Below are 24,497 nucleotides of genomic sequence, written 5' to 3'. Positions count from 1 at the left end.
GTTACGACGCCCCGCGAGCCCGGCGTTTCAGCACAGTGCAGCTTTGGGGGTCGTGGAAAATCCATTGGCATTTCAAACACAGGATACACTCATTAGGGTTGATCCGCCCTATGCGGTCAATGGCTCCGACGGTGCATTTCGTCTCGCACAGATGACATTCCCGCCCGCATTGCGGGCGCCGCCGCAACCAGTCGAAGATCTTCAGCTTGGCTGGAATCGCCAGACCGGCGCCCAGCGGGCAGAGATAGCGGCAATAGAACCGCTCGATAAACAGACCCGCGATCAGCAGCGCCAGCACGAAGGCCAGAAAGGGCCAGGCGCGAATCATTCGGAGCGAGATCGCGGTCTTGAAGGGTTCGGCCTCGGCCAGGATCAGCGCCTTTTCCATAGAATAGAAGGACAGGGCGACGATGGAGACAAAGAGGATATATTTGATCATCCAGAGCCGCTCATGCAGCGCCTGAGGCACGGTGATCTGAGGGATGTTCAGCGCTCGGGCAGCCTTGTTGGTCAACTCCTGCAACGCGCCGAACGGGCAGAGCCAGCCACAATAAACCCCCCGGCCCCAGAACAGCAGGCCCAGCGCCACGAAGGACCACAGCAGGAAGATCACCGGATCAATCAAGAAGGTCTCCCAGCGAAAGCCCGACAGGAGCGAGTGCAGGAATGCGACGATCTGGACGATGGAAAGTTGGCCGTTGATCCCCCAGCCCAGCGCGAAGAGCGTCAGCGACAGGAACACCGCGCGGCCCGTGAGGTAGAGGCGCGGGCGCGAGACCACGCTTTCCTGCGCCAGAAGGATGAGGAAAAGCGTGCCCAGCATCGTGACGGTCAGCGCGATCTGTGGACGTTTGGCCTGCCAGACGGTCTGCCAGAGCGGCACCTCCTCGGGCGGCGGGGCCAGCAGGAAATCCGGGGCGAGGGCATAGTCGAGCGGCATGACCAGCGTGACCTCGCCCTCTGGCGCGGGCCGGGTGGCGCGGATCTCGACGATAAAAGGCGCGGCGGCGTCGAAATCGGCACCGGTCTGGATGCGAAAGAGGCTGCGTTCCTTGAACTCCGGCGCTCCGGCGATGGCGAGCTTGTCGATGCGGGTGAAATCCTCGGCGGTCAGGGTGCGCACGGTCTCGCCCTGTCGCACCGTGATCCGGTCGAACACTCCGTCCCGCCGCCATTTGCTGCCACGATGCGTGTGCAGGCCGGAGGAGCCGACAAACAGCGCGATCTCGTCAGTCCCCATTGAACCGACCGCGCGGGTAAAAGCCTGTTGTCCCAGAATATTCCGCCCGATGGTCGGGGGATCGAGAAGGGTTACCCAAAGGTCGAGGAAATCTCCGTCGCCAGGCTCGGGCGCGGTCGGGCTGGCCTTGAGCGCGTCATGGGCCTCGGTCATGGAGACCCGCAGATGGGCGAAGGCGCCGCGCGCGGCGAGCTCCGGCCAGTCCAGCGGCTCGAAGGACACCCGGTCGATGCCGCCGTCCCCGGCAATGAGTCCGCGCCCCAACGCAAGATTGCGCGCGCTGCGCAGGACCGAATCGCGGATCACCCCGGTCGAGACCGTAGCCCGTGAGATGATGTCGGGCAGCGCTGCTTCACGCGCCTCAGGTGGCTGGCTCAGGTCGAGCCCTCCGAATCCGCTCACATAGGCGGCGATGTCGTCGTCGGAGATGCCAAGGGTCAGGATTGGCTCATTATGGCGAATGAGATCTGCCCCGGTCACCATACCGTCTGGCGAGAGGCCAAAGAGGATGTCGAGCGGCTGGCCGGAATAGCCGAGTGACCCGGAAAGTTCCCATGTGGAGCCCAGATAGCCCGCCACGTCGCCGCCCGACAGGACCTTCCATCCCGGCACGGGACCATCTTCACGCACCAGCCGGGCGGGGCCGTCCGCACCCGTTAGCCGGGCGGCCTGCTCAGGCGTGGGGGTCGGGACAGTGACCTCTCGCGACAGGAGACCTTCGCCCCCGGCACTGAAACCGGGACCGGCGGTCAGGAACCACAAAGCCGAGCAGAAGAAGACCATGAAACGTTGCATAGTCCGAAGATGCGGCGGGGCGGCTGACACTCCCTTAACCAAAGTCAAGGACCCGGAGAGATCGCGGACGCAGGCTGAAAGAGCCTCACCAGCGACATGAAGGAAATTGGGACATGACCAGATCGGCTTTGTGGCGATCGCGCCTCCTTGGCAGCGTCGCGATCGTCGCCGCGCTCACCACGACGGGCGCATTTTCGCAAGACGCACCGGAGGGTCATGGCAGTGGCCCTGCTGGTGCCTATGAGCCCAGTATGACCACTCTGGGCGAGCTGAACCTCGAAATTCCGGGCCGTAAGCCCGGCGATCCGGTGATCACGCCATCGGAATATGACAAGGCCAACACGATCTATTTCGAGCGCTGCGCCGGCTGTCATGGCGTGCTCCGCAAAGGCGCGACAGGGAAGGCGCTGACCACGGATATCACCCGGGAAGTGGGTTTTGACTACCTGCATGACTTCATCAATTACGGCTCGCCTGCGGGGATGCCGAACTGGGGGACGTCGGGTGAGCTGACCGCCGAAGATGTGGATCTGATGGCGCGTTACCTGCTGCTTGAGCCTGCCTCACCGCCGGAATTCGGTATGCCGGAGATGAAGGAGTCGTGGAAGGTTCTCGTCGCTCCCGAAGATCGTCCGTCCGAGAAGATGAACGATATCGACATTGACAACCTCTTCTCCGTCACGTTGCGGGATTCGGGTCAGGTCGCGTTGATCGATGGCTCCAGCTATGAGATCAAGTCTATCATCGACACCGGCTATGCGGTTCATATCAGTCGGATTTCCGCGTCGGGCCGTTATCTCTACGTGATCGGTCGTGATGCGCTGGTGAATATGGTGGACCTGTTCATGGATCCTCCCGCCACCGTGGCGCAGATCAAGATCGGTACCGAGGCGCGCTCCATCGAGACGTCGAAATTCGAGGGCTTTGAGGACAAATACGCCATCGGCGGGTCCTACTGGCCGCCGCAATACGTCATCATGGACGGCGACACGCTTGAGCCGCTGAAGATCAAGTCCACCCGCGGCATGATCTATGACGAGCAGACCTACCACCCCGAGCCCCGCGTGGCCTCTATCGTGGCGTCTCACTACCGGCCCGAGTTCATCGTGAACATCAAGGAAACCGGCAAGATCCTCCTGATCAACTATGAGGACATCGAGAACCTTAATGTGACGGAGATCGAGGCGGAGCGGTTCCTCCATGACGGTGGCTTTGACTCGTCCAAGCGGTACTTCCTCGTGGCGGCCAACGCCCGTGGCAAGGTCGCCGTTGTCGACACCAAGGAAGGCGAGCTGACTGCGCTCCTGGAGACCGGCGGCCAGACCCCGCACCCGGGCCGTGGCGCGAACCTCAACCACCCGACCTACGGGCCGGTCTGGGTCACCTCGCACCTGGGTGATGAGAGCGTTGCCGTGATCGGCACGGATCCCGAAGGGCACCCGGACGAGGCGTGGACGGTTGTGCAGACCCTCTACGGTCTCGGTGGCGGTTCACTCTTTGTGAAGTCGCACCCGAATTCGGAGAACCTCTACGTGGATGCGCCGCTCAACCCCGATGCCGAAGTCTCCGGCTCGATTGCGGTGTTCAAGGTCCCAGAGATGACGGCGGAAGAGCCTGAATACACGGTTCTGCCCATCGTCGAATGGGCCGGGATCACCGATGGCCAGCCGCGCGTGGTACAGGGCGAGTTCAACAAGGAAGGGACCGAAATCTGGTTCTCCGTGTGGAACGCGGCCGACCTGACCTCGGCAATCGTGGTGGTCGACGACAAGACGCTTGAGATGAAGCACGTCATCAAGGACGAGCGGCTGATCACTCCGACCGGCAAGTTCAACGTCTACAACACCCGGGCCGACGTTTACTGAGCCCGCTTCCGCCCGGGGACCTCATATCTCCGGGCGGGTCTCACCAGAAATTCGAAGGCGCGGGAGCGGGAGGTTTCACAGATGAACTGCAAGGGGATTGTCAGCCTTGTCGGAGCCGGTCCGGGCGACCCGGAACTGCTCACCGTTCGCGCCCTGCGTGCGCTTCTTGATTGCGATGTCCTCGTATATGACAGGCTTGTGGGGGCCGGGATTGTCGATCTGGCGCCGCCCACCGCAAGGCGGATTGCAGTCGGCAAATGCGCGGGCAACCATCCCGTTCCGCAACATGAGATCAATCGCATCCTCGTGGATCACGCCATGCGCGGCGAACAGGTCGTGCGGCTGAAGGGTGGCGATCCGTTCATCTTTGGCCGCGGCTCCGAGGAGGCCGCCGAGTTGCGCCGGCACGGTATCGAGGTCCGCGTCGTCCCCGGTATCACCGCCGCACAGGGGCTGTCGGCCTCCACCGGCATCCCCCTGACCCATCGCGGGCTCGCCACCGGCGTGCGCTACGTCACCGGCCACCGCAAAGGCAATGAGCCGCTGGATCTCGACTGGCAGAGCCTTGCCGACCCGGAAACCACATTGGTCGTCTATATGGGCCTCGCCAATATCACCCGCATTGCGGAGCAACTGGTCCGCGCTGGCCTGCCCGCCGACACCCCTGTGCTCGCCGTTTCAAAGGCGACTACGTCCGAGGAAACCCGCCTCTCGATGCGTCTGGGCCAGATCGCTGACCGCGCGCTGGTGCCGATGCTGCCCTCGCCGGTTCTCTTTCTGATCGGACGTGTGGCGGGTCTCGCGCAGGAGGCCGAAGCGGTTCTGCCGCAGGTGATGGCAGACCTCCCTTGCAGCGCCGAGGCGCGCAATGGCTGAAGGACGGGTCCTTGCGCTGGCTCTGGTCGCGATACCTCTGGTCGCAAGCGCCGAGCCCGATCCCGCCCATCTGGAGCGGCTGGTCATTCAGGATTGCGGTTCCTGCCACGGTCTGACGCGCAAGGGCGGACTCGGCCCTGACCTCCGCGCCGAAAGCCTCTCCCATTGGGATGCGGATGGGCTGACCGAAATCATTCTCGATGGCATTCCCGGCACCGCCATGCCGCCCTGGCGCCCGCTGCTGACCGAAGCGGAGGCCCAGTGGATCGCCCAATACCTGCTCACGACGGAGTAACCGATGCGCCGTGTTCTCGCCCTCGCCTGTCTCATCCTTGGCCTGATATCGGCCCCCGCACGCGCTGAAACTGACGCGCTGCGGAGCACCGGCAATCTGGGCGTCATCATCGAGCGTGCCTCGGGCAGCGTCCTGATCGTCGACCGCACCGCCCACGCGATTCTCGACCGGGTGGAGGGGTTCGGCGACCTGTCCCATGCCTCGGTGGTGTTTTCGTCTGACGCGCGCTTTGCCTTTGTGTTTGGCCGGGATGGCGGGCTGACGCGGCTCGATCTGTTGACCGGGGCCATCACGGGCCGGGTGATGCAAGCGGGCAATTCCATCGGCGGCGCGATCTCAGACGACGGCGCGCTGGTCGCTGTCGCGAATTACAAGCCCGGCGGGGTTCGGGTGTTCGACGCCGACACGCTGGAACCCGTCGCTAGCTACGACACCGGCGCCAAGACCATCGGCCTCGTGGACCTGCCCGGGCGGCGCTTTGCCTTTACCACCTGGGACACGGGTGAGACCTGGATTGCCGACCTCTCGGCGCCGGATCTGGAGGCCGTGGTGATCGAGGGCATTGGTGCCAACCCCTATGACGCGCTCCTGTCGCCTGACGGGCGCAGCTATATCGCGGGCCTCTTTGGCGAGGACGGTCTGACCCGGCTCGACATGTGGGACGACACGCCCGAGCCCCAGCGCATCCTGCCGGGATATGGACGCGGCGAGGAACCTCTGCCGGTCTACAAGATGCCCCATCTCGAAGGCTGGGCGCAGGCGGGGGACCGCTTTGTCCTGCCCGCAATCGGCCACCACGAAGTGCTCTGGGTCGATGCGAAGGACTTTACCGAGGCCGGGCGGACGAAGGTCCACGGCCAGCCGGTCTTTGCTGTCGCGCGCCCCGGCGGGCGGCAGGTCTGGGTGAATTTCGCTCACCCGCTGAACGACACGCTGCAAGTGCTCGACACGCAATCGGGCGAGGTGATCGAAACCCTCAAACCCGGCCCTGCCGTCCTGCACATGGAGTTTTCGCCGCGCGGCAACGAGGTCTGGGTCTCTGTCCGGGATGCGGGCGTCGTGCAGGTCTACGACACGGAGAGCTTCGAGCTGATCGCAGAACTCCCGGCCAACGACCCCTCCGGCATCTTTTTCACCGCGCGTGCGCACAGATTGGGACTTTGATCATGAAGATTACACCGATGGCCCCGACATCCTGCGAGATCGACACGCGGCTCCTGAATGAATTTCAGCGCGACGCCCCGGTCGTGTCGAACCCCTTTGCGGAGATCGGTGCGCGGCTGGGGATCACGGAGGACGACGTCCTGACCCGTCTCGGCGCGTTGCGCGAACGCGGGGCCGTGACCCGGTTCGGGGCGACCTGCCGCCCCAACACCGCCGGCGCCAGCACGCTGGCCGCCCTCGCCGCGCCGGACTGGGACGTGGAGCGGGTGGCGGAGATGATCAACGCCTATCCCGGGGTGAACCACTCCTACCTCCGCGAGCACGAGTGGAACCTGTGGTTTGTAGTCACCGGCCCCGACCGCGCCCATGTGAACAAGGTGCTGGCGGAGATCGGTGAAGAGACCGGCCTGCGCGTGCTCGACCTGCGGTTGGTGCAGGCGTTCAACATCGATTTGGGATTTGATCTGAGCGGGGCAAAGGCGGTCGCCCCCAGAGCTCCGCGACCCGTGCCCAGCCGCAGCCCCGATCCGAACGAAAGGCGTGTTCTACAAACTCTCTCCACCGGATTGCCCCTCGTGCCGCGCCCCTTTGCGGAGGTGGCCTCCGCGATCGGCATTGCTGAGGCCGAGGCGCTGGAGATCACCCGGCGGATGGTTGCCGAGGGCTTCGTCACCCGGTTCGGAGTCATCGTCCGGCACCGCGCGCTGGGCTGGCGGGCCAATGCCATGGTGGTCTGGGAGATCCCGCCCGAGGAGGTCAGCCAGTTTGGCCCCGAACTGGCCCGGTTGCCCGGTGTTACGCTGTGCTATCAGCGGCAGTCGGTACCCGGAGCATGGCCCTATACGTTGTTCAACATGATCCACGGGCGGTCCCGCGAAGATGCAATGGAGGTGCTGGACGCTGCACGTGCACTGCCGGGGCTCGGCGCGTATCGCCACGAAGTGCTGTTCTCCAGCCGTTGCTTCCGTCAGACCGGCGCCCTGATCCATGCGGGGCAGGGGGGGGCGGTGTGAGCGATCTCGATGCCATTGACCGGGCGCTGCTGAACCGCTTGCAGGACGGGCTGCCCGTCACGCCGCAGCCCTTTGCGCCGCTCGCAGCAGAACTGGGCGTCACGGTGGAGGACATCCTCGCGCGGCTGAGCCGTCTGAAATCCGACGGCTACATCACCCGCTTCGGCCCGTTCTACGACGCCGCAGCGCTGGGCGGGGCGTTCTGCCTCTGCGCCATGGAGGTGCCGGAGGCGCGGTTCGAGGCCGTCACCGAGCAGGTTAACGCCCACCCCGAGGTCGCCCATAACTACGAGCGCGCGCACCGGCTGAACATGTGGTTCGTGCTGGCCACCGAGACCGAAGACGCCATCGGCGCCACTTGCGCGGCCATCGAGGCGGAGACCGGGCTGGCTGTGCTGGCCTTTCCGAAGCTCAAGGAGTTCTTCATCGGCTTCAGGGTGGCGGCATGAGACTGGACCCGCTCGACCGGGCGATCATCGCCGAGACGCAAGGGGGCCTGCCGCTGGTGGCCGAGCCTTACCGTGCCGTGGCGGAAGCGCTCGGGCTGCCTGAGACCGAGTTGCTGTCGCGGATGCAGGCCATGCAAGAGCGCGGCGTCATCCGCAGGGTCGCCATCGCGCCGAACCACTACCGGCTGGGAATGACCGCCAATGGCATGACCGTCTGGGATGTGGACGACGCCCACGCTGAAACGCTGGGCGCTCGGGTCGGCGCGTTTGACTTCGTGTCCCACTGCTACCTGCGCCCGCGGGCCTTGCCGCTCTGGCCGTACAACCTGTTTGCCATGGTCCACGGTCACAGCCGGGCCGAGGTGGATGAGAAACGCGCCGAGATCGCCGCCTTGCTCGGCGACGCCTGTCGGGCCGCCGACATGCTCCTGTCGAAACGTATTCTGAAGAAAACCGGCCTCAGACTGGCCGGGGGAAGGTCCTGATGTTCCGTCTCAGCCAATATATGGATCAGCTCTACACCCCCACAGCGCCGCGCCGCGCCAAGGGTCCGCCAAAGCCGGTGGTGATCTGGAACCTGACGCGCCGCTGCAACCTCAAGTGCAAGCACTGTTACACGGTGTCGGCGGATGTGGATTTCCCGGGCGAGCTGACCCCCGTGCAGGCCCGCGAGACGCTGGAGGATATCGGGCGCTTTGGCGTTCCTGCCCTGATCCTGTCTGGCGGCGAGCCGCTCTTGCGCGATGACCTCTTTGACCTCGCGAAACGCGCGCGGGAGCTGGTGCGGGTGCTGGCGCTCTCGACCAACGGCACAGGGGTGATTGGTGAGCAGGCCGACCGGGTGGCCGAGATCGGCTTTGACTATGTGGGCATCTCCATCGACGGGATTGGCGCGGTGAATGACCGCTTTCGCGGCATGGTGGGCGCTTATGAGGCCGCGCTGGAGGGCGTCCGGGCTTGCAAGGCGCGTGATGTGAAGGTCGGGCTGCGCTTTACCCTGACCGAGGACAATGCCGATCAACTGCCCCAGCTTCTGGAGCTTTGCGATGGCGAGGGCGTGGACAAGTTCTACCTCTCGCATCTCGTCTATGCAGGGCGCGGGAACAAGAACCGGGGCGATGACGCGGATCACCGCCGCACCCGCCATGCGATGGATCTGCTGATCGAACGCGCGCAGGCGAGCCATCAGGGCGCGGCGCCGCTCGAGATCGTCACCGGCAATAACGACGCCGATGCGGTCTATTTCCTGAACTGGGCGGCGGAGCGCTATAGCGCCGAACAGATCACCCATCTGCGGGATCATCTGGAGGCGTGGGGCGGTAATTCCTCGGGCGTGGGTGTGGCGAATATAGATACCCAAGGCATCGTTCACCCCGATACCTACTGGTCCGAATATGACATCGGTTCGGTCAAGACCGCGCGGTTTTCAGAGCTTTGGACCGGCGCCGATTCGATGCTGGCCGAGCTGCGCCGTCGTCCGCGCCCCCTCAAAGGCCGTTGCGGGGCCTGTGCGCATAAGGCCGTTTGTGGCGGCAACACGAGGATCCGGGCGCTGCAACTGACCGGAGACCCCTGGGCCGAGGACCCGGCATGCTACCTGACCGACGCCGAAATAGGTCTGGCCGACGCCGCTGACCGCCTGACCAACCGTCCTTTCACCGGAGAGCGCCATGATCCGCAGCCTGCTTTCCTCTAGTCTCGCGCTCTGGGCCTGCCTCGCCGGACCCGTTCTGGCCGAGCCCGCAACGCTCTATGCCGAGAGTTGCGCCGCCTGTCATGGCGACGGGCGGCTGGGGGGCAGTGGCCCGGCCCTGATCCCCGAGACGCTGGGGCGGATGCGGGGACCGGATCTGACCACGGTCATCGCGGAGGGCCGGGCGGCCACGCAGATGCCCGCCTTCGCCGATCAGCTCTCCGAGCAGGAGATCGCCGCGCTGGCCGAATGGCTGGGTACACCGCTCGATCACATCCCCGATTGGGGGGCGGAGGAGATCCTTGCCAGCCGCGAGATCCGGGGTGACTACAGCGCGCCCGACGCGCCGGTCTGGGACGCGGACCCGATGAATATCACGCTGGCGGTGGAGACCGGCGACCACCATGTGAGCGTTCTGGACGGCGACACATGGGATGTGCTGGACCGCTTTGCCACGCCCTTTGCGGTGCATGGGGGGCCGAAATTCAGCCCTGAGGGGCGCTATGTCTTCATCATGTCGCGGGACGGCTGGGTGCAGAAATACGACCTCTGGGCGCTGCAGGAGGTGGGCCGGGTCCGCGCGGGTCTCAACAGCCGCAACATCGCCATGAGCCATGACGGTAAGTGGCTCGCCGTCGCCAATTACCTGCCGCAGACGCTGACGATCCTCTCGACCGCCGACCTGTCCCCGGCCCACGTCATGGAGGTCGTTGCCAAGGACGGCACCCCCAGCCGCGTCTCCGCCGTCTATCAGGCGCCGCAACGGCAGAGCTTCATCCTCGCGCTGAAGGACGCGCCGGAGATCTGGGAAGTCGCCACGGACCCCAATGCCGATCCGGTCTATGAGGGCTTCGTCCATTCGCGGGAGAAAGGCATGGTGGAGGCGATTGCCTCATCGGAGGGGCTGTTCGCCCGCCGCCGGATCGAGACCGCCGAGCCCATCGACGATTTCTTCTTCACCCCCGATTACCGCTTTCTCATTGGGGCCTCCCGCGACGGAGAGCGCGGTGTGGTGGTGAACCTCACGGTCGGGCGCGAGGTGGCTGAGCTGCCGCTGCCCGGGATGCCCCATCTGGGCTCCGGCATCTCGTGGGAGCGGAACGGCACCCGCGTCATGGCCACCCCGCATCTGCGCGAGGGCAAGCTCTCGGTCATCGATATCGAGAACTGGCAGGTCACCGACACGATCACCACCGAGGGTCCGGGGTTCTTCCTGCGCAGCCATGAGAACTCGCCCTATGTCTGGGCCGACGTGTTTTTTGGCCCGAATAAGGACGCCATGCATGTGATCGACAAGGAGAGCCTTGAGATCGTGCGCACCCTGCGCCCCGAGCCCGGCGCCACCGTCGCCCATGTCGAGTTCACCCGCGATGGCAGCTACGCGCTGGTCAGCGTTTGGGAAGATGACGGGGCGGTCATCGTCTACGACGCGCTGACCCTTGAGGAAGTCACCCGCCTGCCCATGCGTAAACCGTCAGGAAAGTACAATGTCTGGAACAAGATCACCTTCTCCGATGGCACCAGCCACTGACACCCATGACGTGGTCCTCGTGGCCTTCGGGTCACTTTCGGACCCGGAGCCGCACCAGCGCGGACTGGAGGAGCTGGCCGTGCGGGTTGGGGATATGCTCCCCGGCTGGCGGGTGCGGGGCGCGACGCTGGGGCATGACGGCGCGGTGGCGCGGGCATTCGAGGGGCTTGGGCCCGACGCCGTGGTATTCCCGGCGCTGATGTCCGACGGGTTCATCCTGCGCAAGGTTATGCGCGATGCGCTGGTGGCCGCCGGGCGGGGAGACGCCCCGGTGCTGCGACCGTTGGGCTTGTTGCCCGCGTTTCACGAGGTCTGCGCCGACATGATCCGCGACGCGCTAACAAACAACCGCCTGCAAGCCACCCGGACCACCGTGGTGCTGGCGGCTCATGGTTCGGCGCGCGGTCCGCGCCCTGCGGCCTGCGCGCGGATGCTGTGTGGGGAGCTGGAGCGGATGACCAGGGTGAAGGCCGTCACCCCGGGTTACCTGGAAGAGGCCCCGTTCCTAAAGGATGCGCTGGCCGCCGCGCCATCGCCCTCCATCTGCCTGCCCTGCTTTGTCGTCAGCGCGTTCCACGCGTCCAGCGACGTCCCCGAAGCGGTGGATGAAAGCGGATTTACCGGGCCCGTCCTGCCGGTGGCGGGGTCCATGCCCGGCGTGGCCGAAGTGATTGCGCAGGAGATTCAATCCACCCGGCAGCGAGGTGCAGCATGAGCGACGACCGACCCTGGCCGGTCTGGGCGCTGGCGACGTTGCTCTATCCGCTCGCTGCCGGAGCGGTGGCGATCAACGTTTTCATGCTTGCGCTCATGGGTCGCAAATTGGGACTGGGGGAGCTGTCACCGGTGGCCTCGGTCCTTGCCGGACTGGCGCTGGGCATTCCGGCGGCCTGGGCCACCGGCCTCTGGGTACGCCGGTTAATGGATGAGGCGGACGGCAAGAGGTAGAGCGGGCGCCGCTGACAGCCGCGCCCGCCCCGTGAGTATCACTCGAAGGTTGCCATATAGGCGATCACGTTCGCGATCTCTTCTTCTTTACGCAGTCCGTTGAAGGACATCTTGGTGCCCGGGATGTAGTCCTTGGGCTTCGTCAGGAAGGCGGTCAGGGACTCTTCATCCCAGACCAGACCTTCTTCGGCCTTGGCCATCAGTGCGTCGGAATACTTGAAGTCCTCAACTTTGCCGGCCTCGGCGCCGACAATGCCGTTCAGCATTGGGCCGACCTTGTTCTTGGCGCCCTCACCCACCGCATGGCAGGACTTGCACTTGTTGAAGACCTTTTCACCAGCGGCCGCATCGCCTTCGGCGAAGGCCGGCAGAGCCAGAGCGGTCAGAGCGACGGCCGTCACTGTTTTCAGAAACATGAGTTATCCTCCTTTGGATGGTTGATCATAGGCTAGCCTCGATCCGGGCCTGCGGAAAGGCCGCAATGACAGCGGCGCGCCCCTTGGGCGGGATCACGCAGAGGGCGGTGGACAGGCCATCGGCCACCATCGCTGTGGGGGCGGACACCGAGACAAGGGCTGCACCGCGCGCGGCTGTTCCGGTGCCTGGATCGAGAATGTGCTCAGTCGCAGAGGGTCCAAGTCGGGTACCGCCCGGCGCAGAGGTCGCGAGCGCCCGGTCGGTCAGTGTCAGCCGCGAGACGAGCGCGCCAGAGGGATCGGCGATCCCGGCCTGCCAGTCTGTGCCATCGGGACGGCTGCCAAGCGCCCGGATTTCGCCTGCATTCACCAAAATATTCGTCAGCCCCCGGTGCCTGAGCAAACTGGCGATGCGGTCGGTGATGTAGCCCTGTGCGATGCCGTTCAGGGTCAGCGCGGCACCGGAGGGCAGGCGGATCGCGTTCGGGGTGATCTCCACCTTGTCCCATCCGACATGCGTCCGGGCGGCACGCATTTCTTCGGGTGAGACGCTGCGACCTGCGTCGGCGGCGTGGGCGAGGGCGGCAAAGAGCGGCTGCACGGTCGGATCGAAGGCACCGCCGGTCACGTCATGGATGTGGTCCACGAGGCTCAGCACCTCCAGCAGTTCGGGGGGAGATGCGATCAATTTGCCGGTCCTGTTCAGCCGCACCAGCGCCGAATCTTCGCGATAGAGACTGAAGATCCGCTCCAGTCGCTGCAACTCCGCTTCGACGGCGGTGACCACGGGTGCGCTCTCATCTGGCGCGAGACCAGCGATGCGCAGGGATGCGCTGGCCCCGAGCGCGCGGCCCTTCCAGCGGGTCTCGGGCATCGTGGCGCCGAAGGCCGCGCCGGCGAGGGGCAACGCGGCGGAGATGGCTACGAAACGGCGGCGTGTCAGCGCGTGGGTCATGAACCTTGCTCCTTCGTCCAGTCGGGATCCACGGGGCCTGTCACGGCGTCGTCCGGGATGGCGTCGAGGGCCACAGCCTGGCCTCCGTGGTCGGCGATAAAAGCCGCTGCATCGGCCTCGGAGGCAAAGGGCACCAGCTCCGGCGCACCCATGCCGCCGGGTCGGTCGGAGCCGATGACAAAAACCGCGTCCTCGGCTGTGATCCACGGCAGGGACTGGGGAACGTCCCAATCCGCCGCACTGCCCGTGTCGCTGACATAGATGGCGGTGATGCGCCCGTCGCGTTCCGGGCTGCGCAGATAGGCGATGCCATCGCGGACCTGCGCGAAGAACATTGGCGCTTCGTAGATATCCACGTGGATCTGCGCCTTCGGCCCCCCATGGTCGAGCACGTTCATCTGACAGAAATAGCTCAGCGCCTCTTCGGTCAGGGGGGTGGGATCGGGAACCGTGGCGACCTCTTCGCGGCAGGCGGGCAGGAGCATCGTGGCCAGCAAGAACGGGATCACGCGGTTCATGGTTCAACCCTCCGAAAAGCCCAACGCGCCAGTGCGAAACCGACCAGGGGCCAGATGACAAGCGACAGGGGCGCGGCCCAGCGGGGCAGGCTCTGCGCCACCCCGCTCATACCCGCAGCGATCGCGACGCTCTCGGTCCCGGCGATATTCCACAGACGGAAGGCGTCCGCAGGGTTGGCGGTCATCACCCAGGGAAACACGGCGCGGGTAAATACGCCGTCCCCGTCCACAACCACCGCTGCCAGTAGCGCGAGATCATAGAGCACGACGAAGATCAGCCAGAGCGTGGCGGCGAGCCCTGCCGCCGATGCCGGGGACCCTGCGAGCGCCGAGATCACGTATCCCAGCGCCACGAATACCGCCCCGAGCAGGATGGACGTGCCCATGAGCCGGGCCAGCGCGGTGAGACTCTCGGTGCTCGTGCCGCCCGAGATCATGGCCAGCGCACCGGCGACGCCGAACCCGAGGAGGCTCGCAAAACCCAGCGCCGCCACATGGGCCAGCGCTTTACCGAGGATCAACTCGGCCCGGCTGGCGGGGTAGGAGAGCAACAGCGCCAGCGTCCCCCGATCCCGCTCTCCGGCAATGGCGTCAAAGGAAATCAGCAGCGCCAGTAGAGGAATCAGATAGACCGCCAGCGTGGTCATCGAGGCCACCGAGACGGTCAGCCGGTCCACGCCCAGCGTCCCCGTGGGCGCGCTGCCCGCCATGGAGAGTGCCACGGCAAAGACCACCATCATCAGGGTCGACACCGCCAGCCAGCGGTTTCGACGGAGAACCAGCGCTTCGGTCCGGGCGACGGCCGCGATGCGGGTGAATGCGCTCATGACAGGTCCCCCGAGTAATGGCGGTACAGATCTTCAAGGCCCGGCGGCACGACATCAATGTCGCTGACCTGCGGCCCGAGGCCCGAGAGCGTGCGCAGGGTGGCCATCTTGGCCCCCGGCGGACAGGTGATCTCGACAGAGGCGCCGTTGATCCGCGCGCCTCCGGTGCTGCGGGCAATGAAGTCGGCGCCATCGCTGCCGCTCGCCCGGACCCGCATCCGGGTGGGCAGCCCGGCCTGATGGCTCAGAGCGGACAGGGTGTCATCGGCGACCAGGCGGCCCTTCGACAGGATAGCGATGCGGTCGGTGCGGGCTTCGAGTTCAGTCAGGGCGTGGCTGGCGATCAGAACGGCAGTACCCCCGGCGGCAAGCTCATCGATGATGGCGTAGAGGTCGTGGCGGGAGATCGGATCGAGCCCGCTGGTGGGCTCATCCAACAGCGCCAGCCGGGGTCGTCGCAAGAGCACCTGCGCGAGCCCCAGCCTCTGGCGCATACCCTTGGAGTAGGTGGCGATCCGTCGGTCCGCGGCCTCGGCCAGACCGACACGGTCCAGAAGGTGACCGATCTGGCGGGGGTCCTCACCGGCGAGCCCTGCGAAATAGCGCAGCGTCTCCCGGCCCGTCAGCGCCCCTTGAAAGGCGACCGCCTCGGGCAGATGCGCCACAGCCTGCCGCGCAGCATCCGAGCCTTGTCGGGCGCCGAGGATCGAGATTGTGCCGCTGTCGAGAGGTGTCAGACCGAGGATCAGCTTGATGAGTGTCGATTTGCCCGCACCGTTATGGCCAAGCAGCGCCACCCGCGCGCCTTCGGGAATGGCCAGCGAGACGTCCTGCAACACTGGCACCCGGTCGCGGCGTTTCATCAGGCTGTCACAGATCAGAACAAGGCTCATGATCCCTCCTCCGGGCGCATCAGCGGATGGCTGTCGATGACCCCGCCGGGCAAGAGCGCAGGAAAGGCCGATTGCGACCAGCGCACCAGTTGCACGGCGGGCGAGCCGAGAAGCAGCTTGGCCGCAGGCTGGGTCCAGAGCACCCGGTCCATGCTGTCATTGGGGCGGTAGGGTGTGTCGGCGATGCCATTGCCGTCCAGATCATAGGCGGCGAAGTCGGACCAGTAATTGCCGCGCCCGTCCACCGACCATTCGTCCCAGCGGGTCGAGACGTATTTCACCTGTGTCCGGTTGCCGACAAAAGCATTGCCGGTGATCTCGTTGCGGTCCGATCCGGCGGTGAAATGCAGCCCGATCTCACAGCCCTCGAAGCTGTTGCCGGTAAAGATGTTCTTGTGGCTGTTATAGAGAAACGCGCATTTCTTCGCGCCGCCGGTCACCCGGTTGCCGGTGATCTCGGAACGGTTGGCGTAGTTCAGCATCACTCCGTGATCGCGATCGCCGTCGGACACATTGTCCGTCACCCGAACCCGCGTTGAGAACATCACCGCGTAGCCCAGATGGTTGCCCACCGAGAGATTGCCCGAAACCTCGCTGTCATCGGCATACATATAATGCACGCCGAATCGGAGATCGCGGAATTCGTTGTTCAGGAACCGGTTTTTCTTCGATGAATTGACGAAAATCCCGTCACGGCCCCAGCGGATCTTGTTGCCGCTGACCTCTGCACCGGGCGCATTCCAGACATAGATCCCGTTGCCACGCCGGTTCATCGCGCGGTCCTGACTACCTTCGACTACGTTTCTACGCACCAGCGCGTCGCGGGCGCCGTGGATGTCGATGCCATAGAGATTGCCCGTCAGAACATTGTCCTCGACCACCGCGCGGGTGGCGGTCTTGGTCAGCTGAATGCCGGAATCGATCGTTTCATGACTGTCACCCGACCCCGTCAGGATCAGCCCGCGAAGGGTCACGTCGGGGGCGGTGACGGTGATCACTGAGCCCGTGCCGCCCGCGTCGATATGTGCGTCGCCCTTGCCCTCAAGAGTGACGGGCCGATCGATCACAACCGGCCCGGCATAATCGCCGGGCGCGAGGCGCAGAACGTCACCATCCTGTGCCCGCTCCAGAGCCGCGGCCAGCGCGCCGGGTGCCACCGCGATCTCTGCCGCTAGGGCAGAGATCGGGAACACTACAGACGCGATGAGGGCCAGCCGGGCTATCATCGCTCAGGTCGCCTTGGGCTCGACGAAAATCCGGCCGCGCATCTCCATATGGAGCGCATGGCAGAACCACTGGCAGTAATACCAGTGCACGCCGGGGCGGGTGGCGGTGAAGGTGACAGACGCCGTGGCCTGCGGGCCGACCTCCATGGCGACACCGAAATTGGACAGGCAGAAGCCGTGGGTCACATCCTCGATATCGTCCATATTGGTCACGTAGATCGTCACCTCATCGCCCTGCTTGACGGTGAATTTCTCAAGCGAGAAATTCGGCGCGATGGAGTGCATGTAGACCCGGACCTTATTGCCGTCGCGGATCGGTTCGTCATGACCCCAATCGAGATCCACCCCGTCCGCCTCGGCCTGTTTGCGCGCCTCTTCCCACATGGAGTCGTCGCGGTTCCAGATGTTCAGCGGCTTGACGATATCGGCGCGCACGATGATCGAGTCGTGGGGTTCGGCAAAGGTCGGACCGTCATGGACCACCTTCATCGAACTACCGGTGATGTCGATGAGCTGTTCGTTCTCCGCCTTGAGCGGGCCGGTGTTCAGGAACCGGTCCTTGGAGAATTTATTCATCGACACCAGCCACTTACCGTCGGCCTCCTTGGTCTCGCCCATGGAGGTGGAGTTGTGGCCGGGCTGATACTGGACGTCGACCTTCTCAATGATCGGATCCTCGCCTGCCAGCGCCTTGTCGATGTTCCACTTCACCACCTGGCTGTCGAGGAACAGCGTGGTAAAGCAGTTGCCTTGCCCGTCAAACGCGGTGTGGAGCGGGCCGAGACCCAGTTCCGGTTCGGCCACAATGCAGTCGCGCGGCTCGATATTGCCCGCAAAGAGATCGTCGAGCTTCGTCACATCCATCACCGAGACGGTGGGGGAGAGCTTGCCGTTGATCATCACATGCTTGCCGTCCGGCGCGGTGTTGATGCCGTGGGGCGAGTTGGGGATCGGAATATAGCGGGTGTAGTTCTTGTTCTGACCCTTGCGGCCATCGAGAACCTTGACCCCGTTCAGCTCCTGATAATCTCCTGCGGCGACGCCGGCCTCAATCTCCTTAAGGTTAAACACCACGACGTGATCGAGTTCCCCTTCGGTCATCTCGGCGAGGTTGGTGCCCATCTCCGAGTTATAGGAGGTCGAGAAGGAATATTTGCCCTGATAATCGCAATCGGTGTTGTCGAGGTTCCCCGAGACGAGCACCTGCCACGCGATCTCCATCGTGTCGCCGTCAATGGCGGTGTAGACGTTCACATATTGGCTGGGATCGTCGAGCACCGTGCCGTCATTGACCAGCGGCGCCTCATGCTCGCCATTGGCAAATACATAGCCCGTGCGCGGGAATTTCTGCGGGCGCAGGCCGTGGATGTCATGGGCGTTGGGGATCTCGATAATCTTGTCGCATTTCATCACGTCGCAACGCACACGTGCCACGCGCGTGTTCGCCTTGTCGTTCATGAAGAGGTAGCGCCCGTCATAGACCCCGTCGGTAAAGGACATATGCGGGTGGTGCAGGTCGCCATTGTCATAGGTTTGCTTGCCATGGGCGGCGAGCATCTCTTTGGTTTCGGGCAAGAGGTTCTCGGTGAGGATCTTCAGGCTCTCATTGGTCTGCCCCCAGCCGGTTGCCGAGCAACGGTTGAACACCGGCACCCGCATGATCTCCCGCATCGATGGCACGCCCAGAATACGCAGCTCACCGGTCTGGCCTGACGACCAGAAGCCGTAATATTCGTCGAGTTCGCCCGGGGCGAGGCTGGCTTTGCCCTCGGCACGCACGGGACGCGCTCCGGCAAACATCCCGGCCCCGACACCGGTCGTGGCCATCAGCGCACCGGTCGCCGTGGCGCCGAGGACACCGCGACGGCTGACCGTCAGTTTTTCGGTCTTGTCAGACATGAGTTTTCTCCTTGGTCGAATTGGGATGGTTCAGGAGCCGGTCGATGGCCTCCTGATTTGTGGCAGCCGACGCGGCGTCGCGCGCCCGGCGTTTCAGTTGCTGGATGACCACCGGACAGCGGTCTTCGGACTGGTAGAGCACCTGACAATGGAGGCAGGTGATGCACTCGTTGGGGTTGATCTCTCCCGTCGGGTGGATGGCATCGACCGGACATTCATGGGCGCAGGTCTGGCAAGGGTTGCCGCAGCTCTTGTAGCGCTTGAGCCAGTCGAACATGCGGATGCGGGCCGGGATCGCGAGCGCTGCGCCGAGGGGGCACATGTATCGGCAATAGAAACGCTCGATGAACAGACCTGCCCCGAGGATCGCCAGCGCGAAGACGACGAACGGCCAGTCGCGGATGAATTTCAGGATAATCGCAGTCTTGAAGGGCTCAACCTCGGCCCATTTCTCCGCTTCGGGGATCGAGGCGAGGGACAGGCCAAAGAGCCCGAGAAAGATCAGGTACTTCAGCGCCCAGAGCCGTTCATGTAGACCCCAGGGGAGGGTGACCTGCGGCACGCGGGCCAGCCGTGCGAGTCGGTTGGTCAGTTCCTGGAGCGCGCCGAAGGGGCAGAGCCAGCCACAATAGGCGCCGCGCCCCCAGAAGATCAGCGCCGCCGCCACCGCGAACCACTGGATGAAGACCAGCGGGTCGAGCAGGAACGCATCCCATGTGAACCCCGTCCGCACGGCTCCGGCCAATGCGATCAGGTTCACCACCGAGAGTTGCGCATTCATGATCCAGCCGAGCCACACGAGGGAGATGCTCAGAAAGCCCATGCGGAACCAGAAGAACGCGCGCTCGTTGCGGGTGATCTGCATCTGGAAAAAGAACGCCAGAGTCAGTCCGCCAAGCAAGACGGCAAGACCTGCGATTTCGACGGTCTTGTCCCGCCAGATCCGCTGCCACAGGGCGGCCTTGGCGGCGGCCTCGTCAGACGTATCAGGAACGGCAACTGGGGCCGCCTGCAGCAGGTATTTCTCGGGCAGCTGATAGCCCAGATCGAAGGTTAGAAAGATCTTGTCCACCGCGCCCACCGCGCGTTGCGCCAAGAGCTGAACCTGGAACGGCGCGGCAGGGTCAAAGTCCACGTCGGCGGGGATCTTGAACACGTCAAGTTCGCTGAAACTTGGGGCGTCTTCTGCTCCAAGCCGCACCACCCGCTGGTGCTGCTTGTCAAAAAAGCGGATCGAGACATCGTTCTGGATCAGCTGGAACCGGTCGAAAATGCCGCCACGCACGTAGCCGGACCCTTTGAACGAATAGCTGCCGCGTCCCAGCAGCAGCAACGCATGCTCACCCGGTTCCAGCCACTCGGTCAGATTGGCATAGTCGCGCTCGCCCAGCAGGCTGCGACCGATCACCGGTGCGCTGACCAGCGCAGCTTGTAAGTCGATATAGGTCTCCTCGTCGGCTCCGGGTTCGGGGCGAGCAATAGCGCGCGCGTCGCCTGTGGCCGCAAAAGCCGCGTTGATCTGGCCCACATCGAGCGTCAGCCGCCGAATGGAGCCATCACCGGACAGGGTGGCCCAATCGCTGGTCGTGGCTTGGGTCATGTCGAGCGCGCGCGGTGCCGGGGCAGGGGCCTCAGGGGCCAGGCCACCCAGACCCAGAGCCCGCGCGACCTTCAGCCCGGCGCGGAGGATCGAATCATCGATCACCATGACAGTCACCGTCGCACCGGAGATGATGTCGAGGTCATGGGCTTCGCCGTCCGCCGCTGCTCTGAGGTCGAGCCCGGCATAGCTGGCCGTCAGCTCCCGCATTTTCCGATCCGGAATTCCGATGAGAACAATCGGTTCGGAATGCTCGACGAGCTGCGCCCCGGTGATGACGGCCTCGGGGGAGATTGCGGCGATGACGTGGATCGGCTTGCCCGAGTAGCCAGTGGTTCCGACAAAATCGGAGGTCAGATAGGCCCACGCCACCGTCTCACCGTCCGACAACACCGGCGCGACGGGGATGTCCTCGCGGATTGGCCCGAAACTGTCTGCACCTGTCACGAGATCGGCCGCAGCGAGGTCAGGCAGCATCCGGGCCAGATCGGATCCCACCGCCCCGGTCGCGGTCAGAAGCGCAACCAGAAGAAGACAGTGTCCAAGAATGACTCGCAGTTTAACCATGTCTCGAACATGGTCGTGCTCCCGGAGCGTGACCTTGACGAACGTCAAGCCGGGACCCGCTCTGCGGCCCCCTCGTCTACGACACCGGTCCAATCGCAATGGCGGAGGTGCGGAGGTCGTTATACCCTGGAAAGAAGACTATGAACGCGCAGTAAGGCTGCCGGGTATTGCGCCGGCAGCCTTCGGTTGGGGCGTTCAGGCGGCGGCGCCGTCTCCGAGGCCGGAAATCGCCTGGATGAGGTTGTCTTCGGTCACGTCATCAGAGGTGAAGGTCCGCATAACCCGGCCGGAATACATGGCGACTATCCGATCACTGACCCGCAGCACCTCGGGCATCTCGGAGGAGATCACGATCACCGCATAGCCCTGCGCGGCCAGCTCGCGGATCAGGTTGTGGATCTCGGATTTCGAGCCCACATCGATCCCCCGCGTCGGCTCATCCACGATCAGCACATTCGGGTGCATGGAGAGCCATTTGCCGATGACAATCTTTTGCTGGTTGCCGCCTGACAGGTTGCCCACAAGCTGCCGCCAACCGGGCGTGCGGATGTCGAGCTTGTCCCGATACTGGTCAAAGATCGCCACCTCCGCCCCGTCGCTGACGAACGGCCCGGCGGTCAGATCACTCACCTGAGGTAAGGTCATGTTGTCCCGGCAGTTCATGCCCAGGACAAGTCCCTGTCCCTTGCGATCTTCGGGAACCAGCGAAATGCCCCGCTCGATGGCGTCCACCGGGGAGTGAATGCGGATTTCCTGTCCGTCGAGCAGGATCGTCCCCGCCGATGGATCGCGCAGGCCAAAGAGCGTCTCGGCGATCTCCGTCCGGCCCGCACCCACGAGCCCGTAGAACCCCAGCACTTCGCCGCGCCGCACGTGAAAGCTCACATCTTCGAACAGGTGTCCGCAAGACAGCCCCCGCACCTCCAGCGCCACGTCGCCCAATTCATGGGTCGATTCGCTGCGGCTGAGGTCGAGTTTCCGCCCGATCATCAGTTGGGTAACGGCTTCTTCGTCGGTGTCACGGGTGTGGAGCGTGCCACGATAACTGCCGTCGCGCAGAACGCTGATGCGGTCGGTGATCTTGAAAATCTCCTCCATCCGGTGGGAGATGTAGATAATCCCGACCCCGTCGCGTTGCAGATCGGCGATCACCTCGAACAGCACCACCTTCTCCGCATCTGTCAGCGACGCGGTTGGTTCGTCGAAGATCACCGCCTTGGCGTCCACGGTCAGGGCACGGGCGATCTCGACCATCTGCTGGTTGGCGATGGACAGATCCCCCACGCGGGTCCGGGCATCGAAGCCAACCTTCAACCGCTCCAGAATTGCATCCGTCCGGGCGTAGAGCGTGTCCCAGTCCACGAGGCCGAACCGCTTTTTCGGCAACTCGCCCAGATAGACATTCTCGGCCACGGACAGCTCTTCGGCGAGGCTGAGCTCCTGATGGATGAACATGATGCCTCGGGCCTTGGCCTCAAGCGGGGAGGTCATCACGGCAGGCTGCTCGCTGACGATGATCTGGCCTTCGTCGGGTTGGTAGATCCCGCCCAGAACGTTCATCAGAGTGGATTTGCCTGCACCATTCTCGCCCATCAGGGCGTGAACTTCGCCGGGCAGGACGGTGAAAGACACCCCGTCAAGAGCCCGCACACCGGGGAAGGTCTTGACGATGTTTTCGAGGCGGAGAACCGGGGTTTGTTCGGTCATACCTTCAACTCCTCTTTGCCCTTGAGGTTCAGCTGCCGGTCGAGGAACAGCACCGCGATCAGAATGAGACCGATCACCAGATTGACCGTTTCGGTGTCCGCGCCGATATGGGCCAGCCCTTTGCGCAGGAGCTGGATCGCCAGCACGCCGCCGAAGGTCGAGATGATCGAGCCTGCGCCCCCGGTCAGCTTCGTGCCGCCCAGCACGACGGCGGTGATCACCCAAAGCTCGTAGAGCTCCCCGTCATTGGGGTTCACCGAGCCACTCTCGGAATAGAACACCACCGCCGACAGGGCCGCGAGAAAACCGATAATCATGAAGTTGACCATCATATGCGGCCCGACCCGGATGCCCGCGTTCACCGCCGCCGCCCGGTTGTCCCCGATGGCGTAGGCGTTGCGGCCATGGACGGTGCGGTTCATCAGGAACCAGATTACAGCGGTGACGATCAGCAGGAACCACGTGGCCGTGTGCAGGCCCAGAAACTGCTGTTCGGCGAAATCCACGAGGGTCCAGTTCAGGTGGCTGGTCGGCTGCTCGCCATTATACATGAAGACGAGGCCGCGATAACCCAGCATGGAGCCCAGCGTCACGATGAAGGCATCCACGCCGGTTTTCCAGACGATCAGCCCGTTCAGCGCGCCGAGCGCCGTACCCACGGCCAGCGCGAGGATCCACGACACCGGGATGACCGCATCGCCGAGCCCGGCAAAGATGGGCCAGGTCATGCTGTCCAGCAGGATCACCGCACAGAACGCGTAGATCGCGCCGACGCTCAGGTCGATATTGCCGTTCACCATGATGATCGTCATGCCCATGGCGATGATCCCGATGGGAGCAGACTGTTTGAACAGCAGGAGCATGTTGTCGACGTCCATGAACGCCTTGTCACTGACGCTGAGGAACTCACCTGCGACGGTGAAGAAGATCAGCTCCAGCGCGATAAAGCCCCAGATGGCGCCGCGCTTGAGAAAGGTGGAGAGTGTTCCGGGTTTCATGATCTCTTCTCCTCAGGCGATCGGGGACCAGAGCTTGCCGCGCTTGGCTGCGATATCGAGCCAGACTGCAAGGATGATGATGACCCAGGTCACAACATACTGGACGTAGAATTGCAGACCGACAAGCAGGAGGCCGTTCTGGATGAAGCCGAGGATCAGCACGCCGATTACGGTTTTGAAGATCGTGCCGGATCCGCCCAGCAAGGATGCGCCCCCGAGGATGACCGCCGCAAGCACCTCCAGTTCCAGCCCCTGTCCGACCGTATTCTGCGATCCCATGGAGCGGCTGGCCTGAATGAGCCCGGCCGTGGCGACGCAAAAAGATGACATCAGATAGCAGCTGAACACGACCCGTGCCCGGCGAATGCCCGAGAAGGTCGCCGCGGTGCCGTTGCCGCCGACCGCGTAGACCTTCCTGCCAAAGGGCGTCTTGGCGAGGATGAGGCCCAGCACCGATGCCAGCAGCGCAAAAATCAGGATGGGCACCGGGATACCGATGATCTCCCCTTGGCCGAAGATGCCGAACCAGGTGGCCTCCTTGTCCGCAATGTCCATATTCTTGCCGCCGGACCACGTCAGCGTCAGGCCATGGATCGCAGAGAGCATACCAAGAGTGACGATGAGTGAGTTGAGCTTCAGATAGCCCACCAAAAACCCGATCAGCGCTCCGAGGCAGAGTGTCAGGGCGAACATTGCGGGAATGGCAAGGGTCGGTCCGATCTTGTCATGCAAGTCCAGCACAACGATGGTCGAGAACGACATCATCGAGCCAACGGACAGGTCCAGATTGCCGCTGATGACCACGAATGTGACCCCCAGCGCCATCACCCCGAGGATCGCCGAAGACCGCACCACGCCCATGACGTTGTCGGGGTCCAGAAAGCGGCCGTTGGCCAGCGTAAAGCCAATCATGAACAGCGCAAAAGCGACAAGGATCCCCTGTCGCGCCAGAAAGCTGCCGATATTCTGTTTCGTCAGACCTGACATGGTCTGTCACCTCCCCCGGTCGTGAAATAGCGGGT

At 64.1% G+C, this 24,497-nt stretch carries 23 protein-coding genes; 11 read left to right on the top strand and 12 right to left on the bottom strand.

Going from position 1 to position 24,497, the window contains the following annotated elements; genetic code table 11:
* Position 1: 1 nt before the first annotated feature.
* Positions 2–2,035 carry a NosR/NirI family protein gene (locus FEV53_RS01385; protein WP_246100701.1) on the bottom strand — a complete coding sequence of 678 codons (2,034 nt, stop codon included), beginning with the start codon at positions 2,033–2,035 and terminating at the stop codon, positions 2–4.
* 113 nt (positions 2,036–2,148) lie between these two features.
* On the opposite strand from FEV53_RS01385, the gene FEV53_RS01380 reads away from it, so the two are divergent.
* The 11 genes from FEV53_RS01380 (at position 2,149) to FEV53_RS01330 (ending at position 11,869) form a co-directional block, all read left to right on the top strand.
* Positions 2,149–3,900 carry a nitrite reductase gene (locus FEV53_RS01380; protein WP_142833028.1) on the top strand — a complete coding sequence of 584 codons (1,752 nt, stop codon included), beginning with the start codon at positions 2,149–2,151 and terminating at the stop codon, positions 3,898–3,900.
* Positions 3,901–3,981: 81 nt separating this feature from the next.
* Positions 3,982–4,776, top strand: coding sequence for a uroporphyrinogen-III C-methyltransferase (gene cobA / locus FEV53_RS01375; protein WP_142833027.1), 795 nt, complete (start codon positions 3,982–3,984; stop codon positions 4,774–4,776).
* Positions 4,769–5,071, top strand: a complete 303-nt coding sequence (locus FEV53_RS01370) for a c-type cytochrome (protein WP_142833026.1) — start codon at positions 4,769–4,771, stop codon at positions 5,069–5,071. Before cobA ends, FEV53_RS01370 begins: the two co-directional genes overlap by 8 nt.
* A gap of 3 nt (positions 5,072–5,074) precedes the next feature.
* A complete protein-coding gene (locus FEV53_RS01365; RefSeq protein WP_142833025.1) occupies positions 5,075–6,235 on the top strand; it encodes a cytochrome D1 domain-containing protein in 1,161 nt (386 codons plus the stop codon).
* A 2-nt stretch (positions 6,236–6,237) separates the two neighbouring features.
* Positions 6,238–7,248 (top strand): siroheme decarboxylase subunit beta, encoded by a 1,011-nt coding sequence (ahbB, locus tag FEV53_RS01360; protein WP_246100700.1) that lies wholly within the window; start codon positions 6,238–6,240, stop codon positions 7,246–7,248.
* Positions 7,245–7,697: an Lrp/AsnC family transcriptional regulator gene (locus tag FEV53_RS01355; protein WP_142833024.1), complete on the top strand. Its 453-nt coding sequence runs from the start codon at positions 7,245–7,247 to the stop codon at positions 7,695–7,697. The genes ahbB (FEV53_RS01360) and FEV53_RS01355 overlap by 4 nt, the downstream gene beginning before the upstream one ends.
* The gene (gene ahbB / locus FEV53_RS01350; RefSeq protein WP_142833023.1) at positions 7,694–8,182 is read left to right on the top strand and encodes a siroheme decarboxylase subunit beta; all 489 of its coding nucleotides are present in this window, start codon (positions 7,694–7,696) and stop codon (positions 8,180–8,182) included. The genes FEV53_RS01355 and ahbB (FEV53_RS01350) overlap by 4 nt, the downstream gene beginning before the upstream one ends.
* The gene (gene nirJ, locus FEV53_RS01345) at positions 8,182–9,393 is read left to right on the top strand and encodes a heme d1 biosynthesis radical SAM protein NirJ (protein ID WP_142833022.1); all 1,212 of its coding nucleotides are present in this window, start codon (positions 8,182–8,184) and stop codon (positions 9,391–9,393) included. The genes ahbB (FEV53_RS01350) and nirJ overlap by 1 nt, the downstream gene beginning before the upstream one ends.
* The gene (locus FEV53_RS01340; RefSeq protein ID WP_142833021.1) at positions 9,368–10,921 is read left to right on the top strand and encodes a nitrite reductase; all 1,554 of its coding nucleotides are present in this window, start codon (positions 9,368–9,370) and stop codon (positions 10,919–10,921) included. The genes nirJ and FEV53_RS01340 overlap by 26 nt, the downstream gene beginning before the upstream one ends.
* A complete protein-coding gene (locus FEV53_RS01335) occupies positions 10,905–11,636 on the top strand; it encodes a sirohydrochlorin chelatase (RefSeq protein WP_185962051.1) in 732 nt (243 codons plus the stop codon). Before FEV53_RS01340 ends, FEV53_RS01335 begins: the two co-directional genes overlap by 17 nt.
* The gene (locus FEV53_RS01330; RefSeq protein WP_142833019.1) at positions 11,633–11,869 is read left to right on the top strand and encodes a hypothetical protein; all 237 of its coding nucleotides are present in this window, start codon (positions 11,633–11,635) and stop codon (positions 11,867–11,869) included. The genes FEV53_RS01335 and FEV53_RS01330 overlap by 4 nt, the downstream gene beginning before the upstream one ends.
* Positions 11,870–11,907: 38 nt before the next feature.
* Here FEV53_RS01330 and FEV53_RS01325 read toward each other — a convergent pair whose 3' ends face one another.
* From FEV53_RS01325 to FEV53_RS01275, 11 genes are all read right to left on the bottom strand, one after another.
* Positions 11,908–12,285, bottom strand: coding sequence for a c-type cytochrome (locus FEV53_RS01325; protein ID WP_142833018.1), 378 nt, complete (start codon positions 12,283–12,285; stop codon positions 11,908–11,910).
* Between the two features lie 25 nt (positions 12,286–12,310).
* On the bottom strand, positions 12,311–13,240 hold the full coding sequence (locus FEV53_RS01320) for an FAD:protein FMN transferase (RefSeq protein ID WP_142833017.1): 930 nt from the start codon (positions 13,238–13,240) through the stop codon (positions 12,311–12,313).
* Positions 13,237–13,758: a nitrous oxide reductase accessory protein NosL gene (locus FEV53_RS01315; protein WP_142833016.1), complete on the bottom strand. Its 522-nt coding sequence runs from the start codon at positions 13,756–13,758 to the stop codon at positions 13,237–13,239. Before FEV53_RS01315 ends, FEV53_RS01320 begins: the two co-directional genes overlap by 4 nt.
* Complete coding sequence (locus FEV53_RS01310) at positions 13,755–14,585, bottom strand: ABC transporter permease (RefSeq protein WP_142833015.1); 831 nt, start codon at positions 14,583–14,585, stop codon at positions 13,755–13,757. Before FEV53_RS01310 ends, FEV53_RS01315 begins: the two co-directional genes overlap by 4 nt.
* Entirely contained in the window at positions 14,582–15,478 is an 897-nt protein-coding gene (locus tag FEV53_RS01305) for an ABC transporter ATP-binding protein (RefSeq protein WP_142833014.1), read from the bottom strand. The genes FEV53_RS01310 and FEV53_RS01305 overlap by 4 nt, the downstream gene beginning before the upstream one ends.
* Positions 15,475–16,704: a nitrous oxide reductase family maturation protein NosD gene (locus tag FEV53_RS01300; protein ID WP_142833013.1), complete on the bottom strand. Its 1,230-nt coding sequence runs from the start codon at positions 16,702–16,704 to the stop codon at positions 15,475–15,477. The genes FEV53_RS01305 and FEV53_RS01300 overlap by 4 nt, the downstream gene beginning before the upstream one ends.
* Positions 16,705–16,707: 3 nt before the next feature.
* The gene (gene nosZ, locus FEV53_RS01295; protein WP_142833012.1) at positions 16,708–18,603 is read right to left on the bottom strand and encodes a TAT-dependent nitrous-oxide reductase; all 1,896 of its coding nucleotides are present in this window, start codon (positions 18,601–18,603) and stop codon (positions 16,708–16,710) included.
* Positions 18,596–20,770, bottom strand: a complete 2,175-nt coding sequence (locus FEV53_RS01290; protein WP_142833011.1) for a NosR/NirI family protein — start codon at positions 20,768–20,770, stop codon at positions 18,596–18,598. The genes nosZ and FEV53_RS01290 overlap by 8 nt, the downstream gene beginning before the upstream one ends.
* Positions 20,771–20,965: 195 nt before the next feature.
* Entirely contained in the window at positions 20,966–22,477 is a 1,512-nt protein-coding gene (locus FEV53_RS01285; RefSeq protein WP_142833010.1) for a sugar ABC transporter ATP-binding protein, read from the bottom strand.
* Positions 22,474–23,475, bottom strand: coding sequence for an ABC transporter permease (locus tag FEV53_RS01280; protein WP_142833009.1), 1,002 nt, complete (start codon positions 23,473–23,475; stop codon positions 22,474–22,476). Before FEV53_RS01280 ends, FEV53_RS01285 begins: the two co-directional genes overlap by 4 nt.
* A 12-nt stretch (positions 23,476–23,487) precedes the next feature.
* Positions 23,488–24,462: an ABC transporter permease gene (locus FEV53_RS01275; RefSeq protein WP_142833008.1), complete on the bottom strand. Its 975-nt coding sequence runs from the start codon at positions 24,460–24,462 to the stop codon at positions 23,488–23,490.
* Between the last annotated feature and the right edge of the window lie 35 nt (positions 24,463–24,497).

Source organism: Palleronia caenipelagi (genome assembly GCF_007004065.1).
In the GTDB taxonomy this organism is placed as follows: Bacteria; Pseudomonadota; Alphaproteobacteria; order Rhodobacterales; family Rhodobacteraceae; genus Palleronia; species Palleronia caenipelagi.
The sequence above is the reverse complement of the archived record's forward strand: the minus strand, read 5'-3'. Positions and strand labels throughout refer to the sequence as shown.